Here is an 11,122-nt window from a genome sequence, read left to right on the forward strand (position 1 = left end):
CGAACCACCGCCGCCTTCGCTGGCCGCCCTCGTCAACCCGCAGTTGCAGCTGGGCCACTACGCCGAGGGCGAGCGGCAGCTGCACCGCTACCTGCAGGCCCATCCGGAGGACCGCGCGGCGCAGGGCATGCTGCACCAGCTCACCGTCGATCCGCAGCAGGCGCTTGGCCGCGCCTCGCGCGAGTACCTGGTAAAACAGGGCGATTCCTACAGCACACTGGCGGCGCGCTACCTGGGCGACGGTGGCCGCTTCCTGATCCTGGCGCGCTACAACGGTTCGACCAACCCCTCGCTGCTGCGCGCCGGCCAGAAACTGCGCCTGCCGGCCTCGCGCATCGCAGCGGCGGACGCACCGGAAGCCGCCGCGCCGGAGCAACGCCCGGCTGCGGCCAGCGCCTCCAGCGAGGCGAAGGCGCGTCGATTGCAGGACGAAAGCCTGGCGTTGTTGCGCAAAGGCCAGCACACGCAGGCGCTGGAACGGATGGACGAGGCACTGGACGCCGACCTGAACCTGCCGGCGGCAGGTGCCGATGCGCAGGCGTTGCGCCAGCAACTGGTCTCGGTCTACCACCAGCGCGCGATCGTGCTCTACCGCGACCAGCAGCTGGACCAGGCGATCTCGCTGTGGAACCGCGTGCTGGCGATCGAGCCGGGTTTCGAGCCGGCGACGGTCTACCGAGCGCGCGCGCTCGAGCTCAAGCAGCGGCTCAAGCAGTTCTGAGGCCGGGCTCCCGCCCCTGAAAGAGAGGGGCTAGCGTCCCGCTCCGGTCGGCGTGTCGTTATCGCGCGACGCCTTGTCCTCGACCCGCTCCGTCGCAGGCAGGATGCGGGTGGGCAGTTCGAGCGGCGTGGCGGACACCGCCTTCGGCCGGCGCGGCCGGCGTTCGCGGGCCTGCAGTGCATTGCACATCAGGTTGAAGGCGGTGAACAGCCGGCCCAGTTCGTCGTGCCGGACCAGCCGGATGCGATGGCTGAAATCGCCGCGGCCGACCCGCAGCATGGCTTCGCCGAGCACATCGAGCAGGCCGAGCAGCCGGCGGAACAGCCACCAGGCCGCGCCGGTCACCGCGAGCAGGGTCACCAGCAGCACTGCGACGATCGCCTTGAGCGTGGTCTTCTGCGCAGCACGCAGCGGCGCATCGCTGATCCCCAGGCGCAACTGGCCCACCTTGGCGGCCTGGTAGCGGACCGGCACGTCGAACACCAGCATCTCGCCCGGATCGCTGCCGTCGGGGATGCGCACGCGGTAGCTGCTGATGTCGCCGGCGCCCGGCAGGAAGCCCTCGCTGGTGCGCTCCGGCAACGGACGGCCCTGTTCGTCCGCGCGGGTGCTGGCGATCACTTCGCCGTAGCGGTTGGCGACGGCGAGGTAGTAGATCTGCCGGTTGCGCGAAATGTCCTGCACCAGCGCGCGCGTGGCCGCGCGGTCGTCCAGCAGCAAGTTCTCCGCCGCCTCGCTGGCCACCATGCGGCCGAGCGAGCTCCCGAAGTCCTGCGCCAGGCCGGTGACGGCCGCGTTCTGCCGGGCGTAGATCGCGGCCAGGCCGATCAGCAGCGTGAAGCTGAGCACCGCGGCCAGCAGGCCGGCCCAGCGCAGGCGCAACGAAATCAGCCGGGTGGCGATGGGCTTTTCGTGCAGGCGCTCGTATTCGCGCAGCGCCAGGCGCAGGTCGTCGATCAGTTCGGCGCCGCGCTGGTAGCGATCCTGGGGCGCGGGAGCGAGCAGGGTCTGCACGATGTCGAGCAGGATCGAGGGCGTGAACGGGTCGCGCGCCTGCAGCGCCGGTTGCGGCAGGCGCTGGCGCTCGGCCAGCAGCCGCCGCACGTCGCCGGTTTCGTTCCAGGGCAGCTTGCCGCTCAGCAGCCAGTACAGCACCACGCCGAGCGAGAACAGGTCGCTGCGCGCATCGGTGCGCTCGCCGTGCAGGTGCTCGGGAGCCATGAAGGCCGGCGTGCCGCCGATCTCGCGCCTCGGCGCCCCGGGCGAACGCGGATCGCGCCGCTCGGCGATGCCGAAGTCGCTCACCTTGGCGTGCTGCCAGCCGTCGGAGAGCATGATGTTCTCCGGCTTGATGTCCTGGTGGACGACGCCCTGCGCGTGGGCGTAGTCCAGCGCGCTGGCGATCTGCTCGACCAGGCCGATGATCACCGGCAGCGCGGGCAGGCCCTCGCGCGCGACCCGGGTGGCCAGGGTGTCGCCGGAGAGCCGCTCCATCGCGATGTAGGGACGGCCATCCTCCATCTCGCCCACGTCGAACAGGGTGACGATGTGCGGATGGGTCAGGTGGCCGACCGCGCGCGCCTCGGTGAGAAAGCGCCCGCGATAGCCCGGATCGGCGGCCACCGCGCTGCGCAGGCACTTGATCGCCACCTTGCGTTCGATCTCCGGATCGAAGCCGGCGTAGACCACGGCCATCGCGCCGGCGCCCAGCACGCCCTCGATACGGTAGCGCCCCACCTTTGGCGGGATGTTCCGCTCGTCCGCCGCCAGGATCAGGCCAGCCACCATGCCGCCAGCCCCAGGACCGCCAGTGCCGCCACGCCCAGCGCGAGCCAGCCGCGCCAGTCGGAGCCGGCGCCGCGTTCACGCGTCAGGAAGGTGAATTCCGCTTGACCGAAGCGCACGCGGTCGCCGTGCCGCAAGGTGGCTTCATGGACGCGCTTGCCGTTCACGAAGGTGCCGTTGGTCGACAGGGTGTTCATGATCACGTACTGGTTGCGCTGGCTCATGATCCAGGCGTGCGAGGCCGAGACGCTCAGGTCCTCCAGCACCACGTCGTTGTCGCCACGCCGGCCGATCGTCTGGCGCCCCGGCCGCAGCGATATGCGCCGGCCCTGTAAATCCCCGCTGGCGCCCTCCAGCACCGGCGCGGCGGCGCTGGCCCGGCCCAGCACGACGGGGGTCGCCTCGCGGGCGAACTGGCGCAACTCCTCGGCGGAGAACAGCCTGGTCCCCTGCGGCCCGGAAGAGCGCCTGTTGCGGGGGAGTACGGGTGGCTGGCCGTGACCGTCCATCAAGGAACCTCGGTGGGAAGTCCGCGCACTATAACCAAGCGCCCGTCATCAAGGCATGGGGAAGCCTGGCCTTATGCCGCTGTGCCGGACTGTGACAACGTTCACCCAATCAAGCGGAGCGCATGCCGCCCCGTGGCCAGGCGCCGGCCAGCCGCTCACCCGGGGAGCCGGGCCTTGCCTGTCCGCAGCCCGGATGCGCGCGTGGCGCTGGCGAGGCGCCCGGATGCCGGCCATGCCGGCGCGCCGGCACCGGACCGTACACCGGTGCGATGGCAGTCCGGCCAGCGGAACGCGCGTGGCCGGATCAAGGGCGGCGAGGCGGACGCACGGCACGCACCGACAGCGCGTTGTTGCTGCCTGGTGGAAAGATCGCTTCCCAGGAGGTCGCCGAGGTGCGATGAACCGATCCCCGGCCGCGGGCCGTGGCGTGGCGAATCTCAGGCTGCGGCCGATTCCGCGCCGTAGTGGGCCAGCGGGATGGCTTCCTGCAGGCCGGTCAGCAGTACCGACACCTCGTGTCCGGAGCGCTGGTGTTCGTCGCGGGCCGCCTGCCGCGCCAGCTTGACCGCCGGTCCCAGCCGCAGTTGGGCATGCAGCACAACCGATTCGCGGCACACGCTCCACGTTCCGCCGTCGCACTCAACCAGCGAGATGATGATCTTCATCGAGGTAGGTCCAGGGAAGACCCGCCCAATGTGCTTGAAATCGTGAATTTCGCGTAGAGGCGGCAGACACTCCCGAATGTAGGCCGGCGCCTACACCGCGATGCACCTACCGCTACCTAGTCCGCCGCGTTGATCACCGCCAGGAAATCGCGGCCATAGCGCTTGAGCTTGGCCTCGCCCACGCCACTGACCCCGGCCAGTTCGTCCTCGTTGGCGGGCATCGCCCGCAGCATGGCCAGCAGCGTGGCATCGTGGAACACCACGTAGGGCGGCACGCCCTGCTGTCTGGCCAGGCGCGTGCGCAGGGCGCGCAAGGCCTCCCACAGCGGCTGTTCGTAGGCCTCGATGCCCAGGTTGGCGCCAGTGACCAGCTGGCTGTCGCGGCGGCGGCGAGCGCTTTTTGCGGGCCGGGCGTCCTCGCGCAGCAGTACGCGCTGGCCCCCGGTGAGCACCGCGCGGCTGGCCGCAGTCAGGCGCAGCGTGCCGTAGCCCTCGGCGTCGGCTTCCAGCAGGCCGGCGGCGAGCAACTGGCGGAACACCGAGCGCCAGCCTTTCTCGTCGGTGTCGGCGCCGATGCCGAAGGTGGTGAGCCGGTCATGCCCCATCTGCCGCATGCGCTCGCCGTCGATGCCGCGCAGGATGTCGATCACGTGCCCGGCGCCGAAGCGCTGGCCGCTGCGGTAGACCGCCGAGAGCGCCTTCTGCGCGGGCACGGTGGCGTCCCAGGTCTTCGGCGGCTCGATGCAGTTGTCGCACTGCCCGCACGGGCCGCGGTAATCCTCGCCGAACGCGCCCAGCAGCAGTTCACGGCGGCAGCGGGTGGCCTCGGCGAAGGCGAGCAGGCCCTCGAGCTTCTGCCGCTCGATGCGCTTGCGCTCGTCGGCCGAGTCGGACTGGGCGATCATCTGGCTCATCGTCACCACGTCGGCCAAGCCGTAGATCATCCATGCCTCGGCCGGCAGGCCGTCGCGGCCGGCGCGGCCGGTCTCCTGGTAGTAGCCCTCCATCGAGCGCGGCAGGTCCAGGTGCGCCACGAAGCGCACGTCCGGCTTGTCGATGCCCATGCCGAAGGCGACCGTGGCCACCATCACCACGCCGTCCTCGCGCAGGAAGCGCTGCTGGTTGGCCGCCCGCGTGCGGGCATCGAGGCCGGCGTGGTAGGGCAGCGCCTCGATGCCCGCCTCGGCCAGCCACGCGGCGGTGTCGTCGACCTTCTTGCGGCTCAACGCATAGACGATGCCGGCCTCGCCGCGGTGGCCGTCGAGGAACTGCATCAGCTGCGTGCGCGGGTTGTGCTTGAGCGCCACGCGGTAGCGGATGTTCGGCCGGTCGAAGCTGGAGACGAACTGGCGCGCCTGCCGCAGGCCCAGCCGCTCGACGATCTCCTCGCGCGTGCGCGGGTCGGCGGTGGCGGTGAGCGCGATGCGGGGGATCTGCGCAAAGCGCTCATGCAGCACCGCCAGCTCGCGGTACTCGGGGCGGAAATCATGGCCCCACTGCGATACGCAGTGCGCCTCGTCGATCGCGAACAAGGCCACCTCGACCTGCTCGAGCAGGCCGAGGAAGCGTGGCGTAAGCAGGCGTTCGGGCGCCACGTAAAGCAGCTTCAGCCCGCCGGCGAGCAACCGGCGCTCGACCTCGCGCTGCTCGTCCGCCGCCAGGCTGGAATTGAGGTAGGCCGCAGCCACGCCGGCCTCGCGCAAGGCGTCGACCTGGTCCTGCATCAAGGCGATCAGCGGCGAGACGACGATCGCCGTGCCCGCCCGAAGCAGCGCAGGTATCTGGTAGCACAGCGACTTGCCGCCGCCGGTGGGCATCAGCACCAGCGCGTCGCCGCCCTCGGCCACCGCATGCACGATGGCCTGTTGCTGGCCGCGGAAGCTTGGGTAACCGAAGACGCTGTGGAGAAGTTCGAGGGCGCGGGAAGACATCGCGCAAATGCTACCAAAGCGGCCCGCCGCCGCCGTCCGCGGCGGTCGCGGCGAGCCGTAAGCTGCTGCGGACGTGAGCTGTAGGAACAGGCAGGATCGGTTCCGGCTGATCGCGCGGGAGGCTATCCCGGCAGGCCCCACAACGCGCGATCGAGGTTCGCATCGAGCCCGAAGCGGGACAGCGGTACGCGGCCGTTCCTCACCTCGATGCCCTCGGCGCGCAGCCGGCGGCACTGCTCGCGGAACCCGCGGCTGCCCGGCGGCAACGCCACCTGCCCGCTGGCGCGCAGCACGCGATGCCAGGGCAGCGCCATGCCCTCCGGCGTCTGGCCCAGCAGCTTGCCGACCAGCCGCGCGCGACCGGGCAGCCCGGCGCGGGCGGCAATCGCGCCATAGCTGGCGACGCGGCCGCGCGGTATCGCGGCGATGGCGGCATAGACGCGCGCGTGGTTTTCCTGCATAGGCCGTCACTTGGGCACGATGGGGGCGCAGGTTACCATCCGCCCTCGACCAAGGAGCCCGTTCCATGCGCCATTTCGAAGCCGTTCGTTCCCATGTCGGCAGCCAGTACGCGCTGCGGCAGAACGACCCGTACCTGATCAGCTTCGACCTGACCCTGCCGCTGGGCCGCCACCAGGGCATCTACCTGGCGGAACTGGAAGACGAAGGCGGCCGCCGCTATCTGCGCCTTTCCACGCCGATCGGCCCGCTGGCCGGCATCGACCCGCGCCGCTGCCTGCGTTTCAACTGGGAGCAGCGCACGGGCTTCCTGGCGGTGGCCGACCTCGATGGGTCGCCCTACCTGCACCTGTGCGAGAACCGCCCGTACGAATTCCTCGACGGCACCGAGCTCGAACGCCTGATCGCCGAACTGGGCCTGCTCGGCGACCAGCTCGAACAGGTCGTCGCCAACGAGGGCGACAGCTTCTAAGCCGTTGCGCCGGGCCTCCCGGCAGTTCCGTCTAGCCGAACGCGCTCGCCAGCCGCACGAAGCCGTAGGCGAGCATCGCGGTGATCGGCAGGGTCAGGATCCAGGCCCACACCATGCGCTCGACCACCGACCAGCGGATCGCATTGAACCGCTTGGCCGCGCCCACGCCCATGATCGAGGCGGACACGTTGTGGGTGGTCGACACCGGAATGCCGAAGGCCGAGGCGGTAAGGATCACCGCCGCCGAGCTGCCTTCGGCGGCGAAGCCGTTGATCGGGTGCAGCTTGACCATCTTGTGGCCGAGCGTCTTGATGATGCGCCAGCCGCCGCCGGCGGTACCGGCGGCCATGGTCAGCGCGCACAGCACGGCCACCCATGAGGGCACGTTGAAGCCTCCACCCGCGGAACCGGCGATGCGCAGGAAGCCCAGCCAGTGCGGCAGGTGGTCGAGTTGCCCCGCGGCGGTGCCGCCGGCCAGCGCCAGCGCGATGATGCCCATGCTCTTCTGCGCATCGTTCATGCCGTGCGCCACGCCCATCGCGGTGGCCGAGACGATCTGCGCCTTGCCGAACAGCGCATTGACGAACGGCGTGCGGCCCAGCCGCCGCAGCCAGCCCTTGCGGTTGGCCAGCCAGGCGAACAGCGCATAGAGCGCGCCCATCAGCACGAAGCCGATCACGAAACCCATCAGCGGCGAGACCACCATCGGCACCACCACCTTGGGGATCACGCCCTTGCCGGCCCACCAGTCGCCCTGGGCCCAGATCACCGAGTGGAAGTTGCCCGCCGAGGCGGCAATGGCCGAGCCGACCAATGCGCCGACCAGCGCATGGCTGGAGCTTGAGGGCAGGCCCAGCCACCAGGTGATCAGGTTCCACACGATCGCCGCCAGCAATGCGCAGATGAGCAACTGCGGGCCGGCGTCGACGACATGGGTGTCGATCAGCCCGGCGGCGATGGTCTTGGCCACCGCGGTGCCCCACAGCGCGCCGAACATGTTGGTCACCGCCGCCAGCAGCACCGCCTGGCCGGGGCTGAGCACCTTGGTCGCCACCACCGTGGCGATCGAATTGGCGGTGTCGTGGAAGCCGTTGATGTAGGTGAAGGCGAGTGCGATCAGCACCACCGCGAAAACCAGCCCGAGGCTCATGCGCGCGGCCTTTTCAGGAATGCTTGAGCACGATCGAATAGACGATGTTGCCGACGTCGCGGCACTTGTCGATCGCCTTCTCGATCAGCTCGAACAGGTCCTTGGCGAGCATCGCCTTCATCGCGTCGTTGCCTTCCACGTACAGCGTGCGGTAGGGCGCCAGCAGCATGCGGTCGCCTTCGGACTCGAGCGCCTGCAGGCGATCCTGCAGCTTCTTGACCGGATCGATGCGCAGGCCCCGGCGCAGCTCGCCGATCATCTCCACCACCACGCTCGCCGATTCCTCCAGTACGCGGGCGCGCTGGGCGAAATCGACGTCCGCCACCCGCTCGGCCACGACCGAATAGCGCTCGGCGAACTTCTCCACGGTCTTGGGAATCTTGTACAGCGCCGAATTGAGCGCCTCGATGTCTTCGCGGTCCAGCGCGGTGACGAAGGTGTTCACCAGCTCCTCGCTGATCTGCGCGGCCAGTGCCTTCTCGCGGGCGCGGGCGCCGGTGAAGTCGGCCATGACCGGAGCGCGCGCCTTGTCCGCGAGCATCTGGTGCAGCGCCCGTGCGCTCTCGCGGGCGGCTTCGGCGCTCTGTTCGAGCAGGCCGTAGAACTTGTCGCCCTTACCGAAAATGGTCTGCAGTGAAAACATGCGCCCGCCTGGTTGGAGAAAGGTCAAAACCGCGCGAATGTTACCGTAGCCACCGCGCCGGCCGCACGGCCTGCGTGCGCGCGACGGCTTTCACCGCGCCTGCACGCGCCGCTGCGGCGCTTCCGGGCATCCCGTACACTGCCGCCCATGCGACCCCGAAGTACCCCGCCGCGATGCTGACCGACGTCGCGCTCGTCATCCTGCTGTCGGTCTGCAACGGCTTCTTCGCGCTGTCGGAGATGGCGCTGGTCGCCTCGCGCAAGAGTCGCCTCAAGCAGCTGGCCCAGGCCAGCCGGCGCGCCCGCGTGGCGTTGCGCCATGCCGAGGCGCCCGAGCATTTCCTCTCCACCGTGCAGGTCGGCATCACGCTGGTGATGCTGGTGACCGGCGCATTGGCCGGCGACCGGCTGGGCACGCGCTTCGCCGGGCTGCTGCAGGGCGGCCACGTGGCCTGGCTGGCCCCATACGCCCACGTGATCGGCATCGTGGTCGGCTTCGTGGTGATTTCCTACATCCAGATCGTGATCGGCGAGCTGGTGCCCAAGCGGCTGGCGCTTTCCTCGCCCGAAAAGCTCTCCGTGACCGCCGCCGTGCCGATGCTGGTGCTATCGCGCATCACCGGGCCGTTCGTGTGGCTGCTCAACCGCTCCAGCGGGCTGCTGCTCAGGTTGCTGCGGGTGAACGACCAGGGCCGCGGCAGCGTCACCGAAGAGGAGATCCGCCTGCTGGTGGCCGAAAGCGCCGAGCAGGGCGTGCTCGACCCGGACGAGCACAACATGGTCAACCGCGTGCTGCGCCTGGGCGACCGTTCGGTCGACAGCGTGATGACGCCGCGCATGCGCATCGCCTGGCTGGACCAGTCCGCCTCGCGCGAGGAGAACATCGCGGTGATGCGCCAGACGCCCTATTCGCGCTATCCGGTCTATCGCGGCGACGAGAGCGAGGTGGTCGGCGTGCTGGAGGTCAAGAGCCTGATCGGCGGCATCGCCGGCGAAACGCCGGAGCTGTTCCGCCAGCTCGCCAGGCCGCTGTACGTGCCGGCCACCGCGCGCGCCATGGACCTGCTGGAAGAATTCCGCGACGCCGAGACGCCGATGGCGCTGGTGGTCGACGAATACGGCGACATCGACGGGCTGGTCACGCTCAACGACCTGCTCGCCGCGGTGGTCGGCGCCAGCCAGCTCGGCCATGGCGGCAGCGAGGAACATCCGCCGATCGTGCCGCGCGAGGACGGCAGCTGGCTGATCGACGGCTCGCTCTCCACCGAAGACCTGCGCGAACTGCTGCACCTCGAACGCCTGCCCGGCGAGGAGGAACACGAGTTCCGCACCGCCGCCGGCATGGTCATGGCGGCGCTGGGGCATATCCCGCAGACGGGCGAGGTGTTCGCCTGGCGCGGCATCCGCTTCGAGGTGGTGGACCTGGACGGCGCGCGCATCGACAAGCTGCTGGTGATGCCCGCGCCGCGCATCGAGGCGGCCGACGACGAGCAGTAGCCAAGCCTCGCGCCCGGGGCTTGGCGCTCGGAGGAGCCGCGGCACACCGACGGCTTGCGTGGTCCGGCCTTTCACGCACGCCTTGCTAGGCTGTCGCGGATGCCTTCATCGGAGTCCGTCGCGAGCGCCCCGTTGCCGGCGCCACCGCTGCCCCGGCCGGACCAGCGCTGGGCCCTGTTCCTCGACGTGGACGGCTGCCTGCTCGAGTTCGCCCAGGACCCGGCGATGGTCGCCGTGCCGGCGGCGCTGCGCGCGCTGCTGCAGGCGCTGTACGCCCGGCTAGACGGCGCGCTGGCCCTGGTCAGCGGGCGCGGCATGGCGGATCTTCTCCAACTTTTCGGCCATCCGGCCTGGGCACTGGCCGGGCTGCACGGCTATCAGTTACGCCACCACGACGGCCGCCACCGGGAAATCGCCATCGATCCGGCCGACCAGGCGCGCATGCGCCGCGCCGTGCAGGCGCTGGCCGCACGGCTGGAGGGCGTACAACTGGAAGACAAGCAGCACGCCATGGCGCTGCACTGCCGGCGCGCACCGGAACGCCTGGCGGCACTGCGCATCGCGGCCGAGGCGCTGGCCACCGAGCTGCCCGGCTACGAACTGCAGCCGGGCAACCTGGTGATGGAGTTCAAGCCGGTCGGCATGGACAAGGGCCGCGCGGTGGAGGAGCTCATGCAGCACCCGCCCTTCGCCGGCCGCATGCCGGTCTACCTTGGCGACGACCTGACCGACGAGCACGCCTTCGCGGCGGTCAACCGCGCCGGCGGCATCAGCGTGCGCGTCGGCTGGCGCGAGCCGAGCCACGCGCGGTTCACGCTGCCTAGCCCGGTGACCGTCCAGGCTTGGCTGGACCGGGTGCGGGAAGCGCTCGGCGAACCCGCCGGGCCCAAGGGAGTTCCGATCGATGCCACCCCCGATGGAGGACAGCCAACCGACTCCTAGCCGCGGACTGGCCGCGCCGATCTTCACCCGCGTCCGGCGGGGAGTGACGCAGTGAGCCGCGCCGGCAGAAAGCCCGGCCGGCTGGTGGTGGTTTCCAACCGCGTCGCGCTGCCCAGGCAGACCGCCACCGGTGGCCTCGCCTCGGCCATGCGCGCGGCGCTGCAGGAGCGTGGCGGCCTGTGGTTCGGCTGGAGCGGCAAGCTCGCCGCGCACAGCGCCGGGGAACTGCACCGGCTCAGCGACGACGCGATCGACTACGTCACCATCGACCTCTCGCGTGCCGACCACGACGACTTCTACGCCGGCTTCGCCAACCGCACGCTGTGGCCGCTGTTCCATTACCGGCCCG

12 protein-coding genes are annotated in these 11,122 nt (G+C 70.2%); 5 read left to right on the forward strand and 7 right to left on the reverse strand.

Going from position 1 to position 11,122, the window contains the following annotated elements; translation table 11 throughout:
* Positions 1-721, forward strand: a 721-nt coding sequence (locus HOQ08_RS00700; RefSeq protein ID WP_291190026.1) for a LysM domain-containing protein, incomplete at its 5' end; no start/stop codon positions are given.
* A gap of 30 nt (positions 722-751) precedes the next feature.
* Here HOQ08_RS00700 and HOQ08_RS00705 read toward each other — a convergent pair.
* From HOQ08_RS00705 to HOQ08_RS00725, 5 genes are all read right to left on the reverse strand, one after another.
* Positions 752-2,509, reverse strand: a complete 1,758-nt coding sequence (locus HOQ08_RS00705) for a protein kinase (RefSeq protein ID WP_291190029.1) — start codon at positions 2,507-2,509, stop codon at positions 752-754.
* Positions 2,494-2,928 carry an FHA domain-containing protein gene (locus HOQ08_RS00710; RefSeq protein ID WP_291190032.1) on the reverse strand — a complete coding sequence of 145 codons (435 nt, stop codon included), beginning with the start codon at positions 2,926-2,928 and terminating at the stop codon, positions 2,494-2,496. Before HOQ08_RS00710 ends, HOQ08_RS00705 begins: the two co-directional genes overlap by 16 nt.
* Before the next feature lie 524 nt (positions 2,929-3,452).
* Entirely contained in the window at positions 3,453-3,680 is a 228-nt protein-coding gene (locus tag HOQ08_RS00715) for a hypothetical protein (protein ID WP_291190035.1), read from the reverse strand.
* Positions 3,681-3,796: 116 nt separating this feature from the next.
* On the reverse strand, positions 3,797-5,611 hold the full coding sequence (recQ, locus tag HOQ08_RS00720; protein WP_291190038.1) for a DNA helicase RecQ: 1,815 nt from the start codon (positions 5,609-5,611) through the stop codon (positions 3,797-3,799).
* Positions 5,612-5,733: 122 nt separating this feature from the next.
* On the reverse strand, positions 5,734-6,072 hold the full coding sequence (locus HOQ08_RS00725) for an MGMT family protein (protein WP_291190041.1): 339 nt from the start codon (positions 6,070-6,072) through the stop codon (positions 5,734-5,736).
* A gap of 65 nt (positions 6,073-6,137) precedes the next feature.
* On the opposite strand from HOQ08_RS00725, the gene HOQ08_RS00730 reads away from it, so the two are divergent.
* Positions 6,138-6,542 carry a hypothetical protein gene (locus tag HOQ08_RS00730; protein WP_291190044.1) on the forward strand — a complete coding sequence of 135 codons (405 nt, stop codon included), beginning with the start codon at positions 6,138-6,140 and terminating at the stop codon, positions 6,540-6,542.
* 31 nt (positions 6,543-6,573) lie between these two features.
* Here the strand turns inward: HOQ08_RS00730 and HOQ08_RS00735 are convergent, their stop codons facing one another.
* Both HOQ08_RS00735 and HOQ08_RS00740 read right to left on the reverse strand, forming a co-directional pair.
* Complete coding sequence (locus HOQ08_RS00735) at positions 6,574-7,692, reverse strand: inorganic phosphate transporter (protein ID WP_291190047.1); 1,119 nt, start codon at positions 7,690-7,692, stop codon at positions 6,574-6,576.
* A gap of 13 nt (positions 7,693-7,705) precedes the next feature.
* Positions 7,706-8,335: a pit accessory protein gene (locus HOQ08_RS00740; protein WP_291190049.1), complete on the reverse strand. Its 630-nt coding sequence runs from the start codon at positions 8,333-8,335 to the stop codon at positions 7,706-7,708.
* A 173-nt stretch (positions 8,336-8,508) separates the two neighbouring features.
* Here HOQ08_RS00740 and HOQ08_RS00745 point away from each other — a divergent pair, with 173 nt between their 5' ends.
* The 3 genes from HOQ08_RS00745 to HOQ08_RS00755 all read left to right on the forward strand — a co-directional run.
* Positions 8,509-9,831, forward strand: a complete 1,323-nt coding sequence (locus HOQ08_RS00745) for a hemolysin family protein (protein ID WP_291190058.1) — start codon at positions 8,509-8,511, stop codon at positions 9,829-9,831.
* Positions 9,832-9,963: 132 nt separating this feature from the next.
* Positions 9,964-10,773 carry a trehalose-phosphatase gene (gene otsB, locus HOQ08_RS00750; RefSeq protein WP_291190052.1) on the forward strand — a complete coding sequence of 270 codons (810 nt, stop codon included), beginning with the start codon at positions 9,964-9,966 and terminating at the stop codon, positions 10,771-10,773.
* A gap of 51 nt (positions 10,774-10,824) precedes the next feature.
* On the forward strand, positions 10,825-11,122 hold a 298-nt coding region (locus tag HOQ08_RS00755; RefSeq protein WP_291190055.1), incomplete at its 3' end, for a trehalose-6-phosphate synthase.

The sequence above is a fragment of the Frateuria sp. genome, from assembly GCF_013362045.1.
Lineage (GTDB): Bacteria > Pseudomonadota > Gammaproteobacteria > Xanthomonadales > Rhodanobacteraceae > Frateuria_A.